Below are 21,737 nucleotides of genomic sequence, written 5' to 3' on the forward strand. Positions count from 1 at the left end.
CCGCGGTCCGAGTGCACGATGCAGCCGGAATCGAGCCGGTCGCGTCCGGCGGCCATCGTCAGAGCGTTGACGACCAGGGATGCGCGGTGGTGGTCCTTGACCACTTGGTCAAGGGTGTTTCAATGCATGGGTGCACAACTCCGATGCCATGGCCCTGTCCGCCGCCCTGCTCGCCGCCGCTGGCGGGCTCACGCAACGCATCCACGAGGGCGTGATCGCACGCGGCTTCGAAGGGCTGCGGCCCGCGCACGGCTTCGCCTTCGCCCGGCTCGCTCCGGACGGTGCGACGGTCACCGACCTCGCCGTCCACCTCGGGGTGACCAAGCAGGCCGCGAGCCAGCTCGTCGACGAGATGGTGCGCAAGGGATACGCCGAGCGGCGGCCGCACCCCGGGGACGCGCGGGCGCGGCTGGTCGTGCTGACCGGGCGGGGCCGGGACTGCACGCGGGCCGCGGAAGAAGCGGCGGCCGAGGCGGTGCGGGAGTGGAGTGCGGCACTGGGGGAGGGGGAACTGCGCCTCCTGGGCGAGCGGTTGCTGCGCGTCGCCCCCCACGGGCCCCTACGGCCCGCCTGGTGAGGCGGGGCCGCCGGGGCGGCGGTTACCACTGGAAGTTTTTACTGACGCGTAACTTCCCAGTTTGACTACCCGCCCGTAACTTGACGAGTGAACAGCATCCTCGTGATCCGGATCACAGGGCCCAGTGCCGTCGCGCCCCCTTTGAGCCGCAAGGAGATCACCCGATGCTGCCCTGGAAACGAGTGCTCAGACCCCTGGCCGCACTGCTGCTGACCGCCGCCGCCGTCACCGCCCCCGCCACCACCGCCCAGGCCTCCGGCGCCTCGAGCTCCGGCTGGAACGACTACTCCTGCAAGCCGTCCGCCACCCATCCCCGCCCCGTCGTCCTGGTTCACGGCACCCTCGGGAACTCCGTCGACAACTGGTTGGGCCTCGCCCCCTACCTGAAGGTCCGCGGTTACTGCGTCTTCTCCCTCGACTACGGCCAGTTGGAAGGCATCCCCTTCTTCCACGGCCTCGGACCCGTGGAGAAGTCCGCCGGACAGCTGAAGGACTTCGTGGACCGGGTGCTCGCGGCCACCGGCGCCGCCGAGACCGACATCGTCGGGCACTCGCAGGGCGGCATGATGCCCCGCTACTACGTGAAGTTCCTCGGTGGAGCCGCCAAGGTGAACGCCCTGGTCGGTATCGCGCCCAGCAACCACGGCACCACGCTGAGCGGGTTCACCCACCTGCTGCCCTACTTCCCCGGCGCAGCCGACCTGTTGGCGAAGAACACCCCCGCCCTCGCCGACCAGGTCGCCGGCTCCGCCTTCCTCACCAAACTCAACACGGGCGGCGACACGGTGCCCGGGGTGCGCTACACCGTCATCGCCACCCGGTACGACCAGGTGGTCACCCCGTGGCGCAGCCAGTACCTGAGCGGGCCGGACGTGCGCAACGTCCTGCTCCAGGACCTGTGCCCCCTCGACCTGTCCGAGCATGTGGCCGTCGGGCTGCTCGACCGGGTCGCCTTCCACGAGGTGGCCAACGCCCTCGATCCGGGGCGGGCCAGGCCCACCACCTGCGCATCGGCCTTCGAATGACACGTGTCATCGACTGACGCGTATCAGGAAGACGTGTCGGGGCCTGTCCGGCCTGAGCCGCCGGACAGGCCCCTGGTCAGGGGGCGGTGGACCGGGTCAGCGGACCCCGTTCACCGGACCGTGGTTCACCGGCCGTGCCGTCCTGCGCTGTCCGTCCGGCGCCGGGCCGACAGGAACAGGGCCGACGAGCCGAGCGCCAGGGTGGCCGCGCCGCCGATCGCGAGGTAGGCGGTGCCGCTGTCACCGCCGGTCTCGGCGAGGTTCTCGGTGGCACCGGCCGCATCGGGCCGGTTGGGCGCGGATGCGGCGGCCTTCGGCCGGACCGCCGTGCTCCCCTCCTTCGGGGCCGCGGCCGGCTCGGCCGAGGTGCTGGGATCGTTGTCGCCGTGCCCGTGGTGCTCGATCGTCGACTTGTCGTTGCCCTCCTCGATCTGCTCCTCGGTGGGAGCGGAGGCCGAGGGGGCCGGGGCGGCGCCGCCTGCCGCGCCGCCACCGCCGCCGAAGCTGACGTCCGAGCAGGAGTAGAAGGCCTCGGGGCTGTCCGACCGCTGCCAGACCGCGTACAGCAGGTGCTTGCCCGAGCGCTGGGGCAGGGTCCCGGAGAACGTGTAGAAGCCGCCGGTGGCGGCCGGGTTCGTGGACGTCGCGACGGGATGCGCGAGATCCAGGTCCTTCCAGGCGAGCGGCTCGGCCGGGTCGTAGCCGGGCTTGGTGATGTACACCGTGAAGGTGCCCTTGTGGGGCGCGGTCACGCGGTACTCGAAGGTGTGCGAGCCGCTGCTCACACCCGTCGCGGGCCAGTCGGCGCGGGCCAGGTCGAGGCCCTTGAACTCCTCGTTGTTCGCGCTGCACAGCTTGCCGTCCGGGATGAGCTGCTGGTGCCGGCCACCCGCGTCGCCGATGCGGATGCCGTTCCAGTCGTAGAGGGCCTGGGTGCCGCCGGCCGCGACCGCCGCCTCGCACGCGGCCGACCTCGGGCTCTCGGGGCCCTCGGCGTAGCACTGCGAGACCCGGCTGACCGGGTCGCCCATCGAGCCGTGCGCGGCGGCCGGGACGGCGGTCAGCGCGGTCAGGGCGAGCGGGAGGCCGCCGAGGGCGGCGGCGGTGGCGGCCTTGCGGCGTGCAGGCATGCGGGAACTCCTCGAAACGGTGCGGGGGAAGGGCCTGGCCCCGGTGGGCCGGATCCCGTGGGGTGATCCGAAGCTAGCCCCTGAAAACCGGGAAATCGCCTGCTGAGGGAGGGTGGAGGAGATCCTTATGGCCCGCTTAAGGGAGTGTTCGGACTGGCATCAGGTAGGTACCGTCACGGCATGGCAGACGAGGAGATCCGGCCGGCCGGAGCCGCCGACGTACCGGTCGTCGCGGATGTGATCGATGCGGCCTTCCGCCCCTACGTCGAGCGCATCGGGCGGGTGCCGCAGCCCCTGCGGGAGGACCACGCGGCGAACGTGGCCGCGGGCAAGGTGTTCGTGACGGGCGATCCCGTCACCGGGCTCGTCGTGGTCGAGGCGTTCGAGGACCACCTCTTCCTCGACACCATCGCCGTCCACCCCGCGGCACACGGCCGGGGAGTGGGTCGGCGCCTGCTGCGGTTCGTGGAGGCACACGCGCGCGGGCTGGGACTGTCCGAGATCAGGCTCTACACCAACGCGCTGATGTGGGAGAACCAGAAGATCTACCCGAGGTACGGCTACGAACGGGTGGAGCGCCACACGGACGGGCCCCATGACCGCCTGCACTACCGCAAGCGGCTGCCCTGACCCCCGCGGGTGGCCGCCGCGACGCGTCTCATGACCGGCACCGGCCGCTCAGGCGTCCGGCCACCACGTGCGAGCGATGTCCTTGCGGACCTCCGGGCGTCCCGCGGGGCGCTCGTCGGCTTCGTCGCGGACCCGGCGGACGTCCGTCTTCTTCAGGGGCTTCTGCACGGTCACACGGCGCATGGCTGCCTCCTTGAGGGGCTACCGGGTTCCGCGTTCTCACGGAGGTAGACCTTTCGGGGGAGAGTTGCTCATCGCTCCCGGTCTGTCAGTGGCGGCAGTCACGATTCGGGTGTCAGTGGCGGGTGTCACTCTTGGGTCATGACGAACGACAGGGAGCCGGTGACCTGCTCCGACGTGGACTGGGACGCCGAGGCGGCCTCCTTCGACGAGGAACCCGACCACGGCCTGCGCGACCCCGACGTGCGCCGCGCCTGGGCAGGGCGGCTGCGCGGCTGGCTGCCGGAGCGCGCGGGCGACGTCCTCGACCTGGGCTGCGGCACCGGCAGCCTGTCACTCCTCGCGTCCGAGCAGGGCCATCACGTGACGGGCGTGGACCTCTCCCCGGCGATGGTGACGCTCGCCCGGCACAAACTGGCCGGGCGCGACGCCGTGTTCCTCCTCGGGGACGCCGCGTCACCGCCGGTCGGGCAGCGGCGCTTCGACGCCGTGCTCGTCCGGCACGTCCTGTGGGCCCTGCCCGACCCCGGCCGCGCCCTCAGGCGCTGGTGCGGGCTGCTGCGGCCGGGAGGGCGGCTCGTGCTGGTCGAGGGCGTGTGGGGAAGCGTCGCGCCGGCCGGCGTACCGGCCGAGCGGATCACGCACCTGCTCGGTCCCCTCGCCGGGCAGGTGCGCGTGGAGCGGCTTTCCGGCGATCCGCTGCTGTGGGGCGGGGCGGTGGCGGACGAGCGGTACGCGGTGATCGCGCGGGCCCGGACGTCAGGCCAGGAGCGCGGTGAAACCACCGCCGCGGGCCAGTGACTCCAGCTCGTCGAGCGCGGCCAGGGCGGCCCGCGCCGCCTGGGGGTCCGACTCGCCGAGGCCGCTCTCGGCGAACTCGTCCTCGTCCAGGCGCCGCACGTCCGTGCCGTCCGCGGAGCGCCACAGGTCCAGGTCGAGATCCTCCACGACCAGCTCCGGGCCCGAGCGCCGGGCGGGGCGGGTGACATCGCAGTACCAGCCCTTCAGCGTGCCCGTGGCGGAGCGGACCTCCTTCACCGCGTACCACCGGTCGCGCCAGTAGTACTCCGTGAAGACGTCCCCGGGCTCGAAGCGGACGAACTCGAAGTCGCGGACGCCGGAGCCCGCCCAGGGCGCGCGCACCACGACGCGCGTGCCGTCGTCCGCCAGCAGCTCGCCGGTGTAACGGATCTTCGTACGGCCCGCCTTGACGAGGACGACATCCAGCCGGGCGGGCCCGTCAGCCGAGTTCGCGGACATAACGCACCTCCTTCGCGCAGACGTCGTAGCCGAACCACTTGTTGATGGCGATCATCGGCTCGTTGCCGGTGTCGTTCCCGGTGAACGCCTCCGTGTACCCCGCGGCGCGGGCCCGGTGCAGGGAGTCGTTCTTGGCGAGCTTCGCCAGGCCCCTGCCGCGGAACGCGCGGGCGGTGCCGGTCATGGCGGTGCCGTAGCGGGAGTCGCCGTCGGTGTACGCCACGCTGAACGCGGCGGGACGGCCGTCGACGACGGCGACCGTGGTCAGGTCGCGGTTGAGCAGCGGATGCTTCCAGTGCTCCTCCACCCAGGCCTCGTAGTCCGTGAACTCCACGTCGATGTCGCTCGGTTCGTCCGACGACGTCTCCGCGTCCAGTTCGAACATCGGGCGCGGGTCGTCCGCGAAGTCGGAGGCCGTGCGCAGTTCGACTCCCGGCGCGGGCTCCTGGCGGGGCGGCAGGGTGCCGGCCGCCAGGTCCAGGCGCAGGAACCAGGCGGAACGGCCGGCCCGGAAGCCGCGCCGCTCGGCGAAGGCACGGTGGCCCGGCTCGTCCAGCACCCAGGTGAACAGCTTTGTGACGCCCAGGCGCCCCAGGCGCTCCTCAGCGGTGCGCAGCAGGAGCGAACCGGCTCCGCGCCCCCGATGGCCGGGACGGACGTAGATGTTGGCCGAGCCCTGACCGGGCTCAGGACTGTCGTGGGCGACGCTGACCTGAGCCGTGCCGATGATCTCACCGTCCTCCTCGGCGACGAGCTGCCCGAAGTGGGCATCCGGGTGGGCGTGCGTCAGGGTGTGCACCACGGACTCGGGTGTGGAGAGCATGTACGGAAGGGCGAGGCGGCGGGTGGTGGAGAACCCCTCGGCGTCGGCCGGGACATCGGGGCGCAGGTCACGCACGATCACGGTCATGGAGGCGCACGCTACGTGTGAACCCCTCGGGGATGCCTCTCATTTTCCGCCGGGGGTGCGCGACAATCGGCCCGTGACCTTGAGGATCGACATCGACGACAGCGCTCCGCCCTACGAGCAGGTGCGAGCACGGATCTCCGAGCAGGCGCGGTCGGGCGCGCTGCCGGTGGGCTACCGGCTGCCGACCGTGCGGGGACTGGCGGAGTCGCTGGGCCTGGCCGCGAACACGGTCGCCAAGGCGTACCGGGCGCTGGAGGCGGACGGGGTGATCGAGACGCGGGGCCGCAACGGCACGTTCGTGGCCGCGGCCGGCTCGGCGGCGGACCGCGAACTGGCCTCGGCCGCACAGGCCTACGTGGAGCGGGCCAGGAGACTCGGACTGGGCGAGGACGTCGCGCTCGCAGCGGTCCGGGACGCCCTGCGCGCGGCCCACGGGGAGTAGGGCCTCTCAGCCGGACGGCCGCGTCAATACCTGCGGTGTCCGAGTGATGTCCAGACCCGCCGACCTGCCCGCCCGTGCGAACGCCACCGCGTCCGCCACCGCGGCGCCTCCCGGGTCGTTGTTGAAGTAGGCGTAGACGTCCCCGCCGTCGGACCAGGTCGTGGCGATGCGATCGAGCCAGGTGGCGAGGGAGCGGCGGCCGTAGCGGGGCCAGGGCCGGGCACGGCCCTGGTGGAAGCGGACGTAGCCCCAGTCGGTGGTGCGCCACAGCGGTGTGGCCGGGCGGGCCAGGATGTCGGCCCAGCACAGGGCGGCGCCCCGGGACTCCAGGACCCGGCGGACCTGCGGTGTCCACCAGGAGTCGTGGCGCGGCTCGACCGCGACCCGGGTCGGGGCGGGGAAGCGGGCCAGGCACGCGTCCAGCAGGCCCGGGTCGGCGCGCAGGGTGGGCGGGAGCTGGAGGAGGACCGGACCCAATCGGTCGCCGAGGCCCGCCGCGTGGCTCATCAGCCGGTGCACCGGCTCCTCGGGGTCCTTGAGCCGCTTGATATGCGTCAGATAGCGGCTCGCCTTGACCGCGACGACGAAGTCCCCGGGCACCCGACCCCGCCAGTTCTCGAACGTCTCCCGGGCCGGAAGCCGGTAGAAGGCGTTGTTGATCTCGACGGTGGCGAACTGCCCCGCGTACTCCTCCAGCCAGAGCCGCATCGGCAGCCCGGACGGGTACAGGACGTCCCGCCAGTCTCGGTACTGCCACCCGGACGTGCCGACGAACAGGGTCATATCCCTATGAAAGCACCAGGCGCCCTGGAGGACGGCGACGGCGGCCCGGTGTCCTGCGGAGCCGCTACCCGGCGGCGCGCGTGCGGAAGCGGTAGAGCAGCAGCAGGAAGACGGCTGCCGTGACCAGCAGCGTCGTGATGACCACCGGGCGGAGGTCGTCGCCGGTCTGGCTGTAGAGGAAGCCCAGCGCGGCGCCGGCGAAGACGGCCCGGAGCAGGGCGTGCAGGGCGTGCAGGTCGCGCCTGAGACGCCGCGTCGCCTGAACCACGGCGACGCAGAGGGCCATGAAGGCCAGCGCGCTCCACACGCCCCACGCCACATCCGGTCCGGTGATCGCGCCGCCGTGACGCCGGTTCACCGCGACCCAGTTGCCGTAGACGGCACCCAGGACGACGGGCAGGACCCACCGCGCGACGCGGTGGGCCGGTTCGCTGAACACGGTGGGTGCCGTGTGTGCCATCGGAGGCCTCCCTGGTCCATGCGGAGCTCGGCATCGCTCCGCCGGACACTGTGGCACGCCCGGTTGACAAGAAGGTGAGAAGCGGTTGTGAACGGCCCTCGAGGAGGGCCTCGCTACAGATACAGCCCCGCGTCGACGCCCCCGCGCGGTTCCGGCAGGGAAGTCGGGGAGGTGCCCCGGCGCAGCGCGTACAGCTCCGCCAGCGTCGCGCCCTCGCGGCCGACACCGTCTTCCCGGCCCAGCCAGTTCACCGCCTCGGCTCGGGTCAGCGGACCGATCTCGACCCGGGCGAGGCAGCGGCCGGGGCGGACCACGGCCGGGTGCAGGCGCTCCAGGTCCTCGTTGGTGGTGACCCCGACCAGGACGTTGCGGCCCTGGCCGAGCAGGCCGTCCGTCAGGTTCAGCAGCCTCGACAGGGCCTGGCCCGCCGTGTGCTTGGCCTCGCCGCGGATCAGTTCGTCGCAGTCCTCCAGGAGCAGCAGCCGCCAGCGGCCCTTGCCCGTCGCGTCCTCCTCGCCGATGGCGATGTCCATGAGGTAGCCGACGTCGGAGAAGAGCCGCTCGGGGTCCAGGACGCAGTCCACCTGGCACCAGTCGCGCCAGGACCGGGCCAGGGTGCGCAGCGCCGAGGTCTTGCCGGTGCCCGGCGGGCCGTGCAACAGGAGCAGCCGGCCCGCGATGTCCTCCGGGGTCGTCTTCATCAGGCGGTCCATGGCGTCCGCCACCGGCGCCGTGTAGTTGGGCCGGACCTCGTCCCAGGTGCCCGCCGCGATCTGGCGGGTGGTGCGGTGCGGGCCGCGGCGCGGGGAGACGTACCAGAAGCCCATCGTGACGTTCTCCGGCTGCGGTTCGGGCTCGTCCGCCGCGCCGTCCGTGGCCTGGTCGAGGACCTTCTTCGCCAGTTCCTCGCTGGTCGCCGTCACCGTGACGTCGGCGCCCCGGTTCCAGCGGGAGACCAGCAGCGTCCAGCCGTCGCCCTCGGCGAGGGTCGCGCTGCGGTCGTCGTCCCGGGCGACGCGCAGCAGGCGGGCACCGGACGGCATCAGCGTCGCCCCGGACCGGACGCGGTCGATGTTCACCGCGTGGGAGAACGGCTGCTCGCCCGTCGCGAAGCGGCCGAGGAACAGCGCGTCGACGACGTCGGACGGGGAGTCGGAGTCGTCGACGTTGAGCCGGATCGGCAGCGCCTCGTGCGGGTTGTCAGACATGCCGCCATGATCCGGCACGGGAGCGCCGCGTGCACCCGGTTTCCCGGTGCACGCGGCATGTCGTCCCGCGCAGGTCAGCCCCCGGTGCGGGAGACCAGGCCGCGGGCCCGCCGGGTCCCGCGGACCACGGCGTACCCCTTGGTCAGGGCACGGTCCCGGGCGAACGTACGGGCGATCGCACGGCCCTCGACCACCCGCTCGAACTCCTCGATGCCGGTGCCGCGGCGCACCGTCACCCGCCGCAGGGCGTACGGCCCCTGCGCCCGGCGCGCGAGGCCGTTGCCGACGGCGAGGGCCTGGGCGTAACCCGTCTCGCGCACCGCCTGCCGGACCCGGCGGCTGGAGTAGCCGTAGGGGTAGGCGAACGAGGTGGGCACGGAGCCCAATCGGTCCGAGACGATCTCCTTGCAGTGGATCAGCTCGAACCGCAGGGTGGCCTCGGAGACCTGGTCGAGCTGCGGATGGCTGTGGCTGTGCCCACCTATCTCGACGCCCGCCGCCGCGAGTTCGCGGACCTGGGCCCAGTCCAGCATGGTGTCCAGGCCGCCCCCGGTGTCGTACGGGCCCCTGAGCCACCCGGTGGTGACGAACAGGGTGGCCGGGAAGCCGTGTTCGGCGAGCGCGGGCAGGGCGTGCCGGTGCACCCCCTCGTAGCCGTCGTCGAAGGTGACGAGGACCGGCCGCTCCGGCAGCGCGCGGCCGGAGCGCCAGCACGACGCCAGTTCGGCCGTGGTGACCGGGGTGCGGCCCCGGTCGGCGAGCACCGCCATCTGCTCGGCGAACGCCTCCGGGGTCACCGACAGGGCGCGGGTCGCCGCGTTCGGGTCGGTCGCGACCGCGTGGTACATGAGGATCGGTACTCGGGCGTCACTCACGGGCCGTCACCTCCACCCGCGGCACCGCGAAGGTGGTCCCGCCCCGGCGTGCCCGTGCGCTGCCGACGACGTAACCGCCCGCCGCCGTCAGCACCCCCGCCACGATCGCCCCGGCCCGTCCGGCACCACCCGGCCGGGCCAGCAGGGCGTCCCGCAGACCCCGGGCCACCCCGGCCGGCAGGACCCGGGTGGCGTACCGGCGCTCGGACTCCAGGCCCTTCTCGGCCCCCACGCTCCGGGCCACCAGGGCCTTGGACAGGCCCTCGGCGTAGGTGCGGGTGCGGAAGTAGCGGAATCGCTCCCGGATCTCGGGCACCCGGTGATGGATCACCGCCCGGTCGTCGATCAGCAGGACCGCGTCGGGCCGGGCGCGGCTGAGGCGGATGCACAGTTCCGTCTCCTCACAGCCCAGTGGGCGTTTGTCGCCGTCCCGGCCGATGCCGGTGGCGAAGCCGCCCGCCGCGTCGAAGGCGCTGCGGCGGAACGAGGCGTTGCCGCCGAGCACGTTGCGCACCCGCACCCGGCCGCGCGGCAGGCCGCGGTACGTGCAGCCCACCACCCAGTCGAACTCCTCCGGGAACCAGTCCGGCCGCCGCCCCGACGCCCAGACCGGCACCGTGCGCCCGCCGACCGCCATCACCCGCGGGTCGGCGTACGCCTCGGCGAAGTGCCGCAGCCAGTCGCGCTCGGCCACGGCGTCGTCGTCGAGGAAGGCCACGATCTCGCCGCGGGCCGCGGCGATGCCGGTGTTGCGGCCCGCGGACAGGCCGCGGGGGCCCGCGTTGGCGAGCACCCGCACGTCCTCGGCTTCCTTGTACTCCTTGCCGAGACGGTCCAGAAGGGCCTGGTGGTGATCGACGACCAGCAGCGTCTCCAGGGCCGGCCGTGACTGCGCGCGGACCGAGGAGACCGCCGCGAGGACGTCCTCCCAGCGGTCCTCGGTGTACGCGCAGATCACGACGGAGATGCCGAGACCGCTCAAGACACCTCTCCCCGCATGGTGTCCAGCATCGGCGACTGGGGTGAACGGCGGCGCAGCGCCCGGCGGTTGGAGCGCTCCTGCAGGATCACCCGGAGCACGCGCAGTCCGTCCCGCACGGCTCGCAGGTTGCTGACGCCGTGGATGCGCAGGTACTCGTGGCTCGGGATCTCCTGCACCTTGAGCCCGGCCTTGACGACCCGGATGTTCATCAGCGTCTCCACCTCGAAGCCGGTGCAGTCGAGGTCGATCTTGTCGAGGCAGTGGCGCCAGAACGCGTTGTAGCCGTAGCAGAGGTCGGTGTAGCGGGCGCCGAACTTGCGGTTGACGACCGTGCACAGCGCCCAGTTGCCGAGCTTGCGGATGAGGGTCATGTCGTCGGTGCCGCCGCCGTTGGCGAAGCGGGAGCCCTTGGCGAAGTCCGCGCCGGAGACCAACGCGGAGACGTAGGAGAGGATCTCCCCGCCGTCCGCCGAGCCGTCCGCGTCGACCATCACGATGATGTCGCCCGTGCAGGCCTGGAAGCCGGTGATCAGGGCGTCGCCCTTGCCCTTGCCCCGCTGCTCGACGACCTTGACCTCGGGCCACAGCTCGCGGGCCACCTCGACGGTGTTGTCGGAGGAGTTGCCGTCGACCAGGACCACTTCGTGGATCCAGTCGGGCAGGGTCTTGAAGACGTACGGAAGGTTCTCCGCCTCGTTCATGGCCGGGATGACCACGCTCACCGGCGGGGCTATGGCCAGGTGCGAGGAGACGGGCCGGTACTTGGAGGCGGTCGGCGGACGCTGCTGCGTCGCGGCCGGCTGCAGAACTGAGCTCATGAGTCTGGTCCCTCTCGTCCGGTGGACCGCCCCCCCAGGGCAGTCCGGATCCAGTCCGGTTCGAAAGGGGGGTTCTCACCCGAGGCACGCCGAGACGGCGAGGCATGCCGGGATGCAGCTCCGGCACGCCGGGTGAGCTGGCAAAGCTGGCCGGCCGCGAAAAACGGCAGCCGACCGCGCGGCACGGCCCGGAGACAGTTGCGGTCGCCGAGCACGGCACCCCCCTACCGCGCCCCGCGCCGGTTCGTCGCGGTCCTTGAGCCCTCCCCTGGAGCCGCGTACTGACGGACCGATGCGGGTGAGATGTATGACCGTATTGACGATTGGACCCGTATGGCAAGACCTGGAGCGGACTCTCACGTTTTTGTTGGTTTGGGCGTTGTGAGGGGCCGCTCGTGCGACGCAAGTTGCCCATTCCCGTCGCATAAACATGCGGTCACCGGAGGGATCAGGGCCTCCGGTGAACCTGTGTGCGGGGGTTCGGCGGACCGGACCCCGCGCCCGCGACGTACGGGGTCACCGTCGGGGTCCGCTGCGGGTCTTGAGCCGTGGTGAACGCGCCGAGCGTCCGGGGAGAGGTCGAAAAGACTTGGCATGGACACTTCCTGTCAACACGCGTAGCTGCTACGACGGTTATGGCAGAGATCCTGCTAAAGGGAGGTTCCATGAGACGTTCCCGACTTGTCGTCCTCGTGAGCTCGCTCCTCCTCGCCGTCGGCACCGCCCTTACCGGGGCAGCGACGGCGCAGGCGTCCTCACTCGCCGCAACTGGCGGCTACGTGGCCCTCGGTGACTCCTATTCCTCGGGAGTCGGAGCCGGCAGCTACATCAGCTCCAGTGGCGACTGCAAGCGCAGCACCAAGGCGTACCCCTACCTCTGGGCCGCCGCCCACTCACCCTCGACCTTCGACTTCACGGCCTGTTCGGGCGCCCGAACGGGTGATGTTCTGGCGCGTCAGCTCGCCCCGCTCAGCGCCTCCACCGCCCTCGTCTCGATCAGCGTCGGCGGCAACGACGCCGGCTTCGCCGACGTGATGACGACCTGCGTGACCCAGTCCGACAGCTCCTGCGTCTCCCGCATCAACACCGCCCGGGCGTACGTGGACTCCACGCTGCCCGGCAAACTCGACAGCGTGTACTCGTCGATCCGCTCCAAGGCCCCCGCCGCCCGGGTCGTCGTCCTCGGCTACCCCCGCTTCTACAAGCTCGGCACCACCTGCCTCGGCCTGTCCGAGACCAAGCGCAAGGCCATCAACGACGCCTCAGACCACCTCAACACCGCCCTCGCCAAGCGCGCCGCCGACCACGGCTTCGCCTTCGGTGACGTACGCACCACCTTCACCCGCCACGAGATCTGCTCCGGCGATTCCTGGCTGCACAGCGTCAGCTGGCTGAACATCGGCGAGTCGTACCACCCGAAGGCGGCCGGCCAGTCGGGCGGCTACCTGCCCGTGCTCAACAGCAACGACTGACCGCTCAGCCGGAATCCGAGTCCGAGTCTGACTCCGGTTCCGACTCCGGGTCCGTGCCGGAAGGAGAAGGGGAGGCCCCGCCCGTCGGGGTCTCCGTCTCGCACGTCACCGAGAACGGCACCGACTCGGACGTGGTCCGCACCGGCTCGCGCACCTCGACGCCGATCTCGTTCTCGAACGTCCCGGTCTCCGCCTCGGTCGTCACCCGCACCGTGTCCCGCTTCGAACGGTCGCCGCCCTCCGCGAACGACAGCGTCTTCCAGCCCCCGTCGAGCACCTGGCCGTCCCGCGTCACCCAGCGGTAGCTCACCTCGGCCGGCAACCGCCCCACCGTGAGCGTCGCCGTGAACTCGGGCGCCCGGGCGTCGGGCGGCGGACACGTCCCCGAGTAGTCCGTGCGCCGGCCCTCCAGGGCGACCCGCACCGACTGCGGCGGCGGACTGCTCTCCTTGGTCCTGCTCGGCGTCGGCGACGGGCTGGACTTCTCCGTCGCCGTGTCGCGCGGGGGGCTCTTGGCCGCCGTGGGCGTACTCTCCCCGGCCCCCTGCTCGTTGTCGCCGGAACCGTCCCCGTTGTTCAGCAGCGCGTAGGTCAGCCCGCCCACCGCGAGCGCCAGGGCGGCCACACCCGCGACCAGCACCCGGCCGGCCCGGCGGTCTCGGTCCGGGCCGGTGGCCGTCGTGGTGGCACCCGACCCGGACGCCGCCGGCCGGCCCGGGAACGGCACCGGGGGTGTGGGCGCGTGCCCGGGACGACCCGCCACCGCCGGCGGGAACGGAACCGCCCGTGTGGTGTCCGCGCCCGGCGAGCCGCCCGCGGCGACGACCCGCAGATCCTGCTCGGCCCGCTCGGACGGCAGCCTCTGCCCGGGATCCTTGCGCAGCAGCCCTTCGATCACCGGGGCGAGCGGACCGGCCCGGTACGGCGGCGGCAGCTCCTCGTCGACGATCGCCCGCAGCGTGCTCAGCGGGGTGTCGTGACGGAAGGGGGAGTGGCCCTCGACCGCCGCGTACAGCAGCACCCCGAGCGACCACAGGTCGGACTCCGGGCCCGGTGTGCGGCCGAGCGCCCGCTCCGGGGCGAGGAACTCGGGCGAGCCGATGACCTCGCCGGTCATGGTCAGTGCGGAGCTGCCCTCGACCATGGCGATGCCGAAGTCGGTGAGCACGATCCGGCCGTCGTTCGAGATCAGCACGTTGGCCGGCTTCACGTCGCGGTGCAGCACCCCGGCCTCGTGCGCGGAGCGCAGCGCGGCCAGCACCTCGGCGCCGATGTGCGCGGCGCGCTGCGGTGTCATCGGGCCCTCGGCGTCCAGGACCTCCGCGAGGGAGAGGCCGCGGACCAGTTCCATGACGATCCACGGCCGGTCGTCGTCCGTCGCCACGTCGTACACCGTCACCACATTGCGGTTGGTGACCCGGGCCGCCGCCCACGCCTCCCTCTCCAGGCGCGCGTACATCCGCCGCACGTCGTCGCCCGCCAGACCGGCCGGGGCGCGCACCTCCTTGACGGCCACCTCGCGGTGCAGCACCTCGTCGAGAGCGCGCCACACCGTGCCCATACCGCCCTCGCCGAGCGGTCCCAGGAGCCGGTAGCGGCCCGCGATCACGCGCTCATGGCCCGGTTCTTCGAACACGGCGCCCCCATTCGCAGCCGGGCGAGATCTCCATGACGGGTGTTTTCCCCACGGGGTCGCATTTCCTCACGGAATGGGATCTCTTCACGACGTCCGATACCTCACGAACGTAACTCAGCCGAGTGCGGATGCCGCCCCCTTGAACACGAGTCCGGCCCCGAGGACCACCACGGCGAAGGCCGAGCCGAGTGGTGCGGTCCGGCGTAGCAGGGCCGTCATCGGGCCCGCCGTCCAGCGGGGGCGCCGGTCCAGCAGCCGGGTCATGCCGCTGCCGGCCTTGACGACGGCGTATCCGGCGGCCGTGAGGGTGAGCGCCAGTCCGACGCCGTAGGCGACGACGAGCAGCAGACCGAACCAGGCCTGCCCGAGGGCCGCGGCACCGACCAGCACCACCACGGCCGACGGGCTGGGCACGAGCCCGCCCGCGAAACCCATGAGGATCGTGCCGCGGAGGGTGGGGGCGACGGGGTGGCTGTGCGTGGACCCACCGTGGGTGTGCTCGATCGCGTGGGGGTGCGGGTGGGGGCGGCGGTGGTCCTGCCCGTGCCCGTGGACGTACTCGTGGTCGTCCTTGTGGTGATGGTCGTGGCTGTGGCTGTGGCTGTGGCTGTGGCTGTGGGTGTGGGTGTGGCCGTCGTGGTCATGCGTGTGGCCGTCGTGGCGGTGCGTGTGGCCTCCGTGGCCGTGATGACGTTCGTGCGGGCGCCCGGTGTGCGGGCGCCCGGTGTGCGCGCGCCCGGTGTGCGCGCGTCCGCGCAGGGCGCGGCGGACCAGGCTCGCGCCCGCCAGGGTCACCAGCAGACCGCTGGCGACGCCGAGCCAGGCGATCACCGAGGGCGCCGCCGCCGAGCCGGCCGTGACCAGCAGGCCCAGGGCGATCACGCCCAGGGTGTGCGTGACCGTCACCGAGGCGGCCATGGGCAGGACGTCCTTCATCCGGGCCTGGCCGCCCCGGGCCGCCGCCGTCGCGGCCATGATGGTCTTGCCGTGACCCGGGGCGAGCGCGTGCATCGCACCCAGGACGACGGCGATGAGGAGGGCCAGCGCCGCGAAACCGGCGGTGAGGTCCTGCCGTGCGACCAGGTCGTCCAAGGCGCGCGTCCAGCGATCCGCTCCGCGCGGGAGCACGGAGGCCGCGGGGGCGTCCGACTCCTCCTCGGCCAGGGCGGGGCCGCCCGGGCGCACCCGCAGGGCAGCCGACGCGGTGTCGGCCGGAGAGGACAGCAACTCCTCGGGGTAGCTGGTCAGTTCGGCCGATATCGACTTCTCCGGCACGTCCGACGCGGCGAGTGTCATCCGGTCGCCCCGAGCCGTGATCTCCCGCCAGCCCGGGCCGGTGGAGGCGCTCGCGCCACGGAAACCGAGGGACACGGTCTCCTTGCCCGACGGCAGCGGAGCGGTCAGCTCGCACTCCACACGGAGGGTGTCGAGCCCCGCCTGCCCGGGCCGCACGCGCGCGTGGCTGCGCTCGGCGGTGAGGGCCACCGCACGGCCGTCGACGGTCGCCCTGCTGTCCTCGGCGGCCGTGGCGCACCGCTCGCGGGCCCACAGGGCGATGCCCAGCCGTTCGATGTCGGGACCCGCCTGCGTCGCCGGGATCTCGGCGAGGTCCTCCACGTGGTGGACCCGCAGTTCACCGGGGGCGGCGACGAGGCCGTCGTAGCGGTTGACGGTGAAGTTGCCCAGCGGGTGGGCGCTCGCCGTGGCGGCGGGCAGCAGGGTGAGCGCGCAGGCGGCCGTGAGGACGGCGGCGCCGGACGCGAACAGCCGGCGCAGGGTCACCGGTTGCCCTCCAGGTCCTTGAGTGCGGTACGGGCCTCACGCGCCCCGAGGGGCGAGAAGCCGGGGTTCAGGTCCAGCGCGGCCCGCAGATGCGTGCGGGCCGCGCGCTCGTCGCCGGTGGCGCGTTCGATGACACCGCGGTGGTAGAGGAAGACGGCGTTGCGGTAGCCGGTGGCGGTCGCCCGGCGGGCGTACGGCAGGGCCTCCTCGTCACGGCCGTTGACGTGCAGGGCCCAGGCGAGGGCGTCGGCGGTGTGCACGCTGTGGCGCCGGTCCCACTCGGCGCGGGCGGCGCGCAGGGCCTCTTTCCGGTCACCGTGGTCGGCGGCGGCCATGGCCGTGTCGAGGTCGGCGTTGACACCGCCGGCGCGGGCGAGCGCCGTCCAGGCGTCGACGAGGACGTACTGGTCGCCGGCCTTCGCCCGGTCCCCGTCGGCGCCGCGGTCCTCGTAGAGCTCGCCGAGGGCGACGAGCGGGCCGGGCAGCGGGAAGCGGGCGACGACCTGCTCCAGCCCCCGCACGGCGGCCGCCCGGTCACCGCTCGCCGCCTGGGCGCGGGCACGGCCCTCCAGGGCGGGCAGATACGCGTCGTCCGCGGCGAGGGCGCGGGCGTAGTGGCCGAGCGCGGCCTTGTACTCGCCCTGGTTCCAGGCGAGTTGACCGAGGGCGGTGGCCACGTACGCGATGTCGGCGGGCGCGTTCGCGGAGTCCAGGGCGCGCTCCAGTACGGTACGCGCCGTGCGGACGTCGCCGCGCAGCTCGCGCACGTACGCGTACCGCGTGAAGACGGGCACGCCCGGGCGCCTGTCGTCGGCGGTGTCGGCGGCCTCGGCGGCCTCGTCGTACCGGCCGAGTTCGACGAGGGCGTCGATACGGGTGCACAGGGCGCGTTCGTTGTAGGGGTTCTGTGCGAGCGCCCGGCCCGCGTACGTCAGGGCGCCCGGGAAGTCGTGGCGGGCGGCGGCGAGGGCGGCCCGGCCGGCCAGGGCCCGGTCGTTGCCGGGCCGCAGTTCGAGCGAGCGCTTCAGGGCGCGCTCCGCCTGCGGGTACCGGGAGGGATCGCCCTTCGTCCGGGCCTGCTCGACGTAGGCGACGCCGAGAGTGGCCCAACCGCCGAAGTCCCTCGGCTGGGCGCGGAGATGCCTCTGCAGGGACGCGATGCCCGCGTCGAGGTCCCCCCGGGCGAGATCGCCGGGCGGCAACGCCCCGGCTGCGGACACGGCGGTGACCCCGGCCCCCCGGTCCTGCGCACCCCCGACCGCGATGGCCCCACCGGTCACCGCGACCGCCAGCAGCGCGGCGCATCCGGCCAGCCGCAGCGCCCGCCACCGCCGCCCCCCGTCGGCGGCCCGCCGCAGGGCGGCGACCCGCTGACCGGTGCCGGGCCCGGGGCCGGAGGGGCCCTCGGTGGGGCGGCCCTCGGTGGGGCGGGTGCCGGGAGCGCCGTCCCCGCCCGTGCCGGAGCCGGTCCCCGTCCCGGCAGCCGAAGCCTCCCGCTCCCCGGTGTTCCCGGGTTCCGGGGCCGTCGGCAAAGTTTTGTCGTCGTCACGCCTCTGCGGTGTGCTGTCGGTCGTACGCGGAGGCATGACCTCTCCTCGTCGGATGTGCTGGTGCTGGGGCAGGGGGCGCGGCCCGTGCCGTGGGGGGTCGGGGGTACGGGCCGCGCCGGCAGGGTGAGCGGAGCGGGTCAGTACGCCCGGTTCCGCATGCGGCGCCACCACATCAGCGCCGCGCCGATCAGGACGATGCCGCCCGCTCCGGCCCCGGCGGACGCGGCGATCAGGCGCATGTCGTCCGAACCCTGCGCGCCGGCCGGCTGGAGCGCGTCGCCCAGCTGGCTGCGGACGTCGTTGCCGCCGTCCACGCCCTTGGCGAGCGGACCGCGCGAACCCTCCGTCGGCAGGGCGACGTACGGGAAGGCCTTCTCGAAGTCCTTGTCGTTCTTGTCGACCGCGTCACCGAGGTCGTTCTTCGCGCCCAGCAGCTCGCCCTCGACGACCTGGAGCGAGGCGTCGATCACGTCGTCGGTGAGGCGACGGCCGTTGGGGAAGCCGGCGGTGTCACCGTCGAGGACACCCAGCCGCTTCGGCTTCGCGGCCGGCTTGATCGAGGTGTTGAGCCGCAGCTGCTCCGACGGCGTCACGTGCGGCGGCTGGTTGAGGTCCTTGACGCCCTTGAGGAAGACGTCGACCAGGTCGTTGCGCGGCTCGGCCGGCGCGGGGATCTTGTAGATCGCCTCGATGAGCTTGGGCAGCTCCGGGTTGGTGACGTTCTCCAGGAACTGCGCGTCGTCCCGCGGCGCGGACGCGTTGAACGTGTCCTTGTCCTTCAGCGGGTTGACGACCTCGTTGACCAGCGGGTTGCCGAGGCGCGAGACCTGCGAGAAGTAGCCCTTGGCGTTCTTGCGCTGGGTCGTCGACCAGATGCCGACGATCGGCTGCTCGTGGGACTCGGTGATGAAGCTGTTGGGGACCTGCAGGGCGATCGAGTTGACGTTGTAGCCCTTGAGGGTGTCGTTGCCGACCTCGGAGAGGTTCCCGCCGTACAGCAGGTCGAAGACGCGCAGGTCCAGGAAGAACGGGTCGTCGGCCTGGCCGGCGAACGTCTGGGCGCCGCCCGCGAGTTTGTGCACCGCCTGCTTGCGCAGGGTGCTGTAGTCCGGCATCGACGCCTTGCCGACGTTCGACGGCGCCACCGGCACGTCGTCGGCGACCTTGGTCTTCGACACGGCCTTCAGACGCTTCAGCTTGATGAGTTCGAGGTCGTACGTCTGCGTGATGTTGAGGTCGGGGTCGTCGAGGCTCTCGACCGGGCCCGTGTTGTACAGGAAGGTCTTCTCGTTCTTCACATGGGTCTTGAACGTGTAGCGGAAGAGCAGGTCCTCCTGCGCGTCGCCGTTGCTGTCGATGCGCAGGTCGTACTGGGCGTCCTCGGCGAACGGGAAGAAGTTGGGCCCGCCGGCCGGTTCCTCGAAGGGGATCCAGTTCGCGACGATGGTCGTCGTGTCCGGCTTGTCCGGGCTGACGAAGGCGTACACGTCGGTGTTGTCGTACTGCGGGGTTCCCGAGATCAGCGGGGCCTCGCGGTGGCTGGAGGCGGAGGCCGCCTCAGGTTCCAGCGCGGTCACACCGGCGGCCGTGAGCCCGCCGGTGGCCAGCGCGCCACAGATCACGGTCGCGATGCTCGCGCGTCCCGCACCGGTCCTGGAGATAGGTGTCATGCCGTCCGTCCTCCGTGCCAACTTGCCTGACACACGCCATTCGGAGCGGTCGGCGAAGCGGATTGGTCGAATCTCAAACGTTCTTACGGCGAGGGCGCAAAGTTGTTTCATCGCCGGACGACCCGCGTTTTCGGCGAGCTGATCCGTAACCCCTGCCGGAGGTGTGTGTGGTGCGAATGCCTCGTGCGAGGGGACAGGCCCGGTGCGGCCTCGGAGAGGGGGACCGAATGGAGGCGGACGAACTGCTGTTGCGGGTGGCGGGCGGGGACCAGCAGGCCTTCGAAGGGCTGTACGGACTGGTGTCCGGCCCCGTGTTCGGGCTCGTACGGCGTGTGGTGCGCGATCCCGCCCAGTCGGAGGAGGTGGCTCAGGAGGTGCTGCTCGAACTGTGGCGGTCCGCGGCGAAGTTCGACCCGGGCCGCGGCAGCGCCATGTCGTGGATTCTCACCCTCGCCCACCGCCGCGCCGTCGACCGGGTGCGCAGCGCCCGCGCGGCCGGGGAGCGTGAGCAGCGCGAGGCGCTCCGCGCGAACCAGACCGCTTTCGACCAGGTCACCGAGGAGGTCGAGGCCGGACTCGAACGCGAATGGGTACGCCACTGCCTGGACCGGCTCACGGTTCTGCAGCGCCAGTCCGTCACCCTCGCCTACTACGAGGGCTACACGTACCGTGAGGTGGCCGAGCAGCTCTCCCTGCCGCTGGGCACCGTCAAGACCCGGATGCGTGACGGGCTGACCCGCATGCGCGAGTGCCTCGGAGGTGTGGCATGAGCCTCTTCCGCCGCGAGGACCCGCACTCGCTCGCCGCGCCCTACGCGCTCGACGCCCTGGAGCCGCCGGAGCGGGTCCGCTTCGAGAAGCACCTGCGGGACTGCGACCGCTGTGCCGCCGAGGTGCGCGCCCTGGCCGAGGACGCCGTCCGGCTCGCCTGGTCCACGGTCGCCCCGGCCCCCGCCGCGCTGCGCGACCGGGTCATGCTCGCCGTACGGACGACTCCGCAGGACCCGGCGCCGCAGGGTGCGGCGCGCGAGCCGGCCCGCGCGCGTGCGACGCGGCTGCCGCCGCACGTGTGGGGCACCCGGCCGCCACCCCGGCAGCGGCAACGGCGCCGGATTCCGCTGTTCGTGCCCTTCGCGACGGTCACCGCCGCCGCGGCCCTCGTCGTCGCCGCACTGTTCGCCGTGCAGGCGAACCGGGCGCAGGACCGGCTGACCGCCGAGCAAGATCGGTCACGTGAGATCGCCCACGTTCTGGCGGCTCCGGACGCCCGTGTGAGCAGCGGCCGGGACGGGCGGGGCCGCACCATCGGAGTGATCGCTTCCGCCACGGAGGGGAGCGCGGTGGTCACCCTCGGCGGATACGGCGCCCCATCGAGCGGGCGCGTGCACCAGTTGTGGCTCATGCGCCCGGGTGCGCAACCGCGCTCCCTGGGGCTCTTCGACGGCGACACGCCCCTGGTCGCGACGGATCTCGGCACCTCGGCGACGTCACTGGCCGTGACCGTCGAGCCCGCCGGTGGATCGCCGCAACCCACTACCCAGCCGATCGTCCAACTCGCCCTGAAATCTGTTGGATTCGGAGAGTAATCGAAGATACATCGTCAACCCCCTTATGGGGAAGGTGAATCCTGTGACCGCGATACACGAGTGCCCGGACGGGGAGATAGGGTTAGCCTGCCCGGGCCGGGTGGACTCGTACGGGTGGGGAGTGACATGGATCAGATAACAGTGCGCAGCAGGGCCAGGGTCCCTGCGATCACCTGCGGGAGCAGCGCGACCAGTTCGCGCCTCGACCGCCACCTCTCGGTGCTGGGCGGCCCCGCCGTTCCGCAGCGGGAGACGGTCGAGGCGACCTCGCTGATGCGGGAACTGACCGCGCGTCAGCCGCACGACGGCAGTGGCAGGGGCGCACGCGTGCGTCGCGTCTCGCTCTTCGCGCCGCTGCGCCGGCTGCGCCGCTCGCTGTTCGGCAGCAGGTAAGGGCCCGCGCTCGGGCGGTCACGCCACTCCCGGTGCAGCGCTGCGACACCCGTCGTCCGTCACCCCGCGGCACGCAGCGACGCCAGGAGTGTTCCCGAGCGCGGCACGCTCCCTGTCGGTGTCTCCTCCCCGCCCGGCAGTGACCGGGGGCGCCTCCGCGGCTCCGGCAGCCCGCTCACCGCTCCCCGGTCGCGTACTGGTGCACGGCCGGCGGCACGAACACCCCGAGCAGCACGGCGCACCACAGCGCCCCCGCGACAGGATGGGCCACCGGCCAGGCCGCCCCGTCGGGCACCGACGCGTTGCCGAAGAGGTCCCGCAGGGCCTCCACGCGGTGTTCCGGCGGGCTCTCGAGCGCGTCCCGGACGT

At 72.5% G+C, this 21,737-nt stretch carries 23 protein-coding genes and 1 pseudogene; 9 read left to right on the forward strand and 15 right to left on the reverse strand.

Annotated elements, in window-relative coordinates; translation table 11 throughout:
- Positions 1–130: 130 nt before the first annotated feature.
- Together ABTX62_RS26850 and ABTX62_RS26855 are read left to right on the forward strand one after the other, a co-directional pair.
- Positions 131–577: a MarR family winged helix-turn-helix transcriptional regulator gene (locus tag ABTX62_RS26850; RefSeq protein ID WP_352118611.1), complete on the forward strand. Its 447-nt coding sequence runs from the start codon at positions 131–133 to the stop codon at positions 575–577.
- A gap of 164 nt (positions 578–741) precedes the next feature.
- The gene (locus tag ABTX62_RS26855; protein WP_352118612.1) at positions 742–1,602 is read left to right on the forward strand and encodes an esterase/lipase family protein; all 861 of its coding nucleotides are present in this window, start codon (positions 742–744) and stop codon (positions 1,600–1,602) included.
- 125 nt (positions 1,603–1,727) lie between these two features.
- Here ABTX62_RS26855 and ABTX62_RS26860 read toward each other — a convergent pair whose 3' ends face one another.
- Positions 1,728–2,732 carry a lytic polysaccharide monooxygenase gene (locus tag ABTX62_RS26860; protein ID WP_352118613.1) on the reverse strand — a complete coding sequence of 335 codons (1,005 nt, stop codon included), beginning with the start codon at positions 2,730–2,732 and terminating at the stop codon, positions 1,728–1,730.
- Between the two features lie 180 nt (positions 2,733–2,912).
- On the opposite strand from ABTX62_RS26860, the gene ABTX62_RS26865 reads away from it, so the two are divergent.
- Positions 2,913–3,362 (forward strand): GNAT family N-acetyltransferase, encoded by a 450-nt coding sequence (locus ABTX62_RS26865; RefSeq protein WP_352118614.1) that lies wholly within the window; start codon positions 2,913–2,915, stop codon positions 3,360–3,362.
- A gap of 48 nt (positions 3,363–3,410) precedes the next feature.
- Here the strand turns inward: ABTX62_RS26865 and ABTX62_RS26870 are convergent, their stop codons facing one another.
- Positions 3,411–3,545 (reverse strand): hypothetical protein, encoded by a 135-nt coding sequence (locus ABTX62_RS26870; RefSeq protein WP_107308287.1) that lies wholly within the window; start codon positions 3,543–3,545, stop codon positions 3,411–3,413.
- Positions 3,546–3,683: 138 nt separating this feature from the next.
- Here ABTX62_RS26870 and ABTX62_RS26875 point away from each other — a divergent pair, with 138 nt between their 5' ends.
- Entirely contained in the window at positions 3,684–4,343 is a 660-nt protein-coding gene (locus tag ABTX62_RS26875) for a class I SAM-dependent methyltransferase (protein WP_352118615.1), read from the forward strand.
- On the opposite strand, the gene ABTX62_RS26880 is transcribed toward ABTX62_RS26875, so the two are convergent.
- A complete protein-coding gene (locus tag ABTX62_RS26880; RefSeq protein ID WP_352118616.1) occupies positions 4,302–4,802 on the reverse strand; it encodes a ribonuclease FAU-1 family protein in 501 nt (166 codons plus the stop codon). The genes ABTX62_RS26875 and ABTX62_RS26880 overlap by 42 nt on opposite strands.
- Positions 4,783–5,712, reverse strand: coding sequence for a GNAT family N-acetyltransferase (locus ABTX62_RS26885; protein WP_352118617.1), 930 nt, complete (start codon positions 5,710–5,712; stop codon positions 4,783–4,785). The genes ABTX62_RS26880 and ABTX62_RS26885 overlap by 20 nt, the downstream gene beginning before the upstream one ends.
- Positions 5,713–5,785: 73 nt before the next feature.
- Between ABTX62_RS26885 and ABTX62_RS26890 the strand changes: the two genes are divergently transcribed.
- Positions 5,786–6,154: a GntR family transcriptional regulator gene (locus ABTX62_RS26890; RefSeq protein ID WP_352118618.1), complete on the forward strand. Its 369-nt coding sequence runs from the start codon at positions 5,786–5,788 to the stop codon at positions 6,152–6,154.
- Between the two features lie 6 nt (positions 6,155–6,160).
- Here the strand turns inward: ABTX62_RS26890 and ABTX62_RS26895 are convergent, their stop codons facing one another.
- The 6 genes from ABTX62_RS26895 to ABTX62_RS26920 all read right to left on the reverse strand — a co-directional run bounded on the left by ABTX62_RS26895 (position 6,161) and on the right by ABTX62_RS26920 (position 11,280).
- Entirely contained in the window at positions 6,161–6,937 is a 777-nt protein-coding gene (locus ABTX62_RS26895; RefSeq protein ID WP_352118619.1) for a DUF72 domain-containing protein, read from the reverse strand.
- 64 nt (positions 6,938–7,001) lie between these two features.
- On the reverse strand, positions 7,002–7,397 hold the full coding sequence (locus ABTX62_RS26900; RefSeq protein WP_352118620.1) for a hypothetical protein: 396 nt from the start codon (positions 7,395–7,397) through the stop codon (positions 7,002–7,004).
- A 113-nt stretch (positions 7,398–7,510) separates the two neighbouring features.
- The gene (locus tag ABTX62_RS26905; RefSeq protein WP_352118621.1) at positions 7,511–8,605 is read right to left on the reverse strand and encodes a DUF5925 domain-containing protein; all 1,095 of its coding nucleotides are present in this window, start codon (positions 8,603–8,605) and stop codon (positions 7,511–7,513) included.
- A gap of 74 nt (positions 8,606–8,679) precedes the next feature.
- Positions 8,680–9,480, reverse strand: coding sequence for a polysaccharide deacetylase family protein (locus ABTX62_RS26910; RefSeq protein WP_352118622.1), 801 nt, complete (start codon positions 9,478–9,480; stop codon positions 8,680–8,682).
- Positions 9,473–10,462: a glycosyltransferase family 2 protein gene (locus tag ABTX62_RS26915; protein WP_352118623.1), complete on the reverse strand. Its 990-nt coding sequence runs from the start codon at positions 10,460–10,462 to the stop codon at positions 9,473–9,475. The genes ABTX62_RS26910 and ABTX62_RS26915 overlap by 8 nt, the downstream gene beginning before the upstream one ends.
- Positions 10,459–11,280 (reverse strand): glycosyltransferase family 2 protein, encoded by an 822-nt coding sequence (locus ABTX62_RS26920; protein ID WP_352118624.1) that lies wholly within the window; start codon positions 11,278–11,280, stop codon positions 10,459–10,461. Before ABTX62_RS26920 ends, ABTX62_RS26915 begins: the two co-directional genes overlap by 4 nt.
- Before the next feature lie 665 nt (positions 11,281–11,945).
- Here ABTX62_RS26920 and ABTX62_RS26925 point away from each other — a divergent pair.
- Positions 11,946–12,752 carry an SGNH/GDSL hydrolase family protein gene (locus ABTX62_RS26925; RefSeq protein ID WP_352118625.1) on the forward strand — a complete coding sequence of 269 codons (807 nt, stop codon included), beginning with the start codon at positions 11,946–11,948 and terminating at the stop codon, positions 12,750–12,752.
- A gap of 4 nt (positions 12,753–12,756) precedes the next feature.
- On the opposite strand, the gene ABTX62_RS26930 is transcribed toward ABTX62_RS26925, so the two are convergent.
- The 4 genes from ABTX62_RS26930 to ABTX62_RS26945 all read right to left on the reverse strand — a co-directional run bounded on the left by ABTX62_RS26930 (position 12,757) and on the right by ABTX62_RS26945 (position 19,390).
- A complete protein-coding gene (locus tag ABTX62_RS26930; protein WP_502998017.1) occupies positions 12,757–14,361 on the reverse strand; it encodes a serine/threonine-protein kinase in 1,605 nt (534 codons plus the stop codon).
- A gap of 141 nt (positions 14,362–14,502) precedes the next feature.
- Positions 14,503–16,170: a HoxN/HupN/NixA family nickel/cobalt transporter gene (locus tag ABTX62_RS26935; RefSeq protein WP_352118627.1), complete on the reverse strand. Its 1,668-nt coding sequence runs from the start codon at positions 16,168–16,170 to the stop codon at positions 14,503–14,505.
- A complete protein-coding gene (locus ABTX62_RS26940) occupies positions 16,167–17,756 on the reverse strand; it encodes a tetratricopeptide repeat protein (RefSeq protein WP_352118628.1) in 1,590 nt (529 codons plus the stop codon). The genes ABTX62_RS26935 and ABTX62_RS26940 overlap by 4 nt, the downstream gene beginning before the upstream one ends.
- Positions 17,757–17,857: 101 nt before the next feature.
- The gene (locus ABTX62_RS26945) at positions 17,858–19,390 is read right to left on the reverse strand and encodes a DUF4331 domain-containing protein (protein ID WP_283973210.1); all 1,533 of its coding nucleotides are present in this window, start codon (positions 19,388–19,390) and stop codon (positions 17,858–17,860) included.
- Positions 19,391–19,617: 227 nt separating this feature from the next.
- On the opposite strand from ABTX62_RS26945, the gene ABTX62_RS26950 reads away from it, so the two are divergent.
- The 3 genes from ABTX62_RS26950 (at position 19,618) to ABTX62_RS26960 (ending at position 21,368) form a co-directional block, all read left to right on the forward strand.
- The gene (locus ABTX62_RS26950) at positions 19,618–20,160 is read left to right on the forward strand and encodes a sigma-70 family RNA polymerase sigma factor (protein WP_352118629.1); all 543 of its coding nucleotides are present in this window, start codon (positions 19,618–19,620) and stop codon (positions 20,158–20,160) included.
- The gene (locus ABTX62_RS26955; RefSeq protein ID WP_352118630.1) at positions 20,157–20,975 is read left to right on the forward strand and encodes an anti-sigma factor; all 819 of its coding nucleotides are present in this window, start codon (positions 20,157–20,159) and stop codon (positions 20,973–20,975) included. The genes ABTX62_RS26950 and ABTX62_RS26955 overlap by 4 nt, the downstream gene beginning before the upstream one ends.
- Before the next feature lie 126 nt (positions 20,976–21,101).
- Positions 21,102–21,368 (forward strand): hypothetical protein, encoded by a 267-nt coding sequence (locus ABTX62_RS26960; protein ID WP_352118631.1) that lies wholly within the window; start codon positions 21,102–21,104, stop codon positions 21,366–21,368.
- A gap of 175 nt (positions 21,369–21,543) precedes the next feature.
- On the opposite strand, the pseudogene ABTX62_RS26965 reads toward ABTX62_RS26960, so the two are convergent.
- Positions 21,544–21,693, reverse strand: a pseudogene (locus ABTX62_RS26965) (ABC transporter permease); the annotation flags it as partial.
- Between the last annotated feature and the right edge of the window lie 44 nt (positions 21,694–21,737).

The sequence above is a fragment of the Streptomyces sp. NPDC096046 genome, from assembly GCF_040303285.1.
In the GTDB taxonomy this organism is placed as follows: Bacteria; Actinomycetota; Actinomycetes; order Streptomycetales; family Streptomycetaceae; genus Streptomyces.

Bases quoted from the DNA above. Each gene is read 5' to 3' on its own strand.
- ABTX62_RS26940 (WP_352118628.1), bottom strand. From the start codon at position 17,756: ATGCCTCCGCGTACGACCGACAGCACACCGCAGAGGCGTGACGACGAC.
- ABTX62_RS26945 (WP_283973210.1), bottom strand. From the start codon at position 19,390: ATGACACCTATCTCCAGGACCGGTGCGGGACGCGCGAGCATCGCGACC.
- ABTX62_RS26955 (WP_352118630.1), top strand. From the start codon at position 20,157: ATGAGCCTCTTCCGCCGCGAGGACCCGCACTCGCTCGCCGCGCCCTAC.
- ABTX62_RS26875 (WP_352118615.1), top strand. From the start codon at position 3,684: ATGACGAACGACAGGGAGCCGGTGACCTGCTCCGACGTGGACTGGGAC.
- ABTX62_RS26865 (WP_352118614.1), top strand. From the start codon at position 2,913: ATGGCAGACGAGGAGATCCGGCCGGCCGGAGCCGCCGACGTACCGGTC.
- ABTX62_RS26960 (WP_352118631.1), top strand. From the start codon at position 21,102: ATGGATCAGATAACAGTGCGCAGCAGGGCCAGGGTCCCTGCGATCACC.
- ABTX62_RS26905 (WP_352118621.1), bottom strand. From the start codon at position 8,605: ATGTCTGACAACCCGCACGAGGCGCTGCCGATCCGGCTCAACGTCGAC.
- ABTX62_RS26885 (WP_352118617.1), bottom strand. From the start codon at position 5,712: ATGACCGTGATCGTGCGTGACCTGCGCCCCGATGTCCCGGCCGACGCC.
- ABTX62_RS26860 (WP_352118613.1), bottom strand. From the start codon at position 2,732: ATGCCTGCACGCCGCAAGGCCGCCACCGCCGCCGCCCTCGGCGGCCTC.
- ABTX62_RS26880 (WP_352118616.1), bottom strand. From the start codon at position 4,802: ATGTCCGCGAACTCGGCTGACGGGCCCGCCCGGCTGGATGTCGTCCTC.
- ABTX62_RS26925 (WP_352118625.1), top strand. From the start codon at position 11,946: ATGAGACGTTCCCGACTTGTCGTCCTCGTGAGCTCGCTCCTCCTCGCC.
- ABTX62_RS26855 (WP_352118612.1), top strand. From the start codon at position 742: ATGCTGCCCTGGAAACGAGTGCTCAGACCCCTGGCCGCACTGCTGCTG.
- ABTX62_RS26895 (WP_352118619.1), bottom strand. From the start codon at position 6,937: ATGACCCTGTTCGTCGGCACGTCCGGGTGGCAGTACCGAGACTGGCGG.
- ABTX62_RS26870 (WP_107308287.1), bottom strand. From the start codon at position 3,545: ATGCGCCGTGTGACCGTGCAGAAGCCCCTGAAGAAGACGGACGTCCGC.
- ABTX62_RS26900 (WP_352118620.1), bottom strand. From the start codon at position 7,397: ATGGCACACACGGCACCCACCGTGTTCAGCGAACCGGCCCACCGCGTC.
- ABTX62_RS26950 (WP_352118629.1), top strand. From the start codon at position 19,618: ATGGAGGCGGACGAACTGCTGTTGCGGGTGGCGGGCGGGGACCAGCAG.
- ABTX62_RS26920 (WP_352118624.1), bottom strand. From the start codon at position 11,280: ATGAGCTCAGTTCTGCAGCCGGCCGCGACGCAGCAGCGTCCGCCGACC.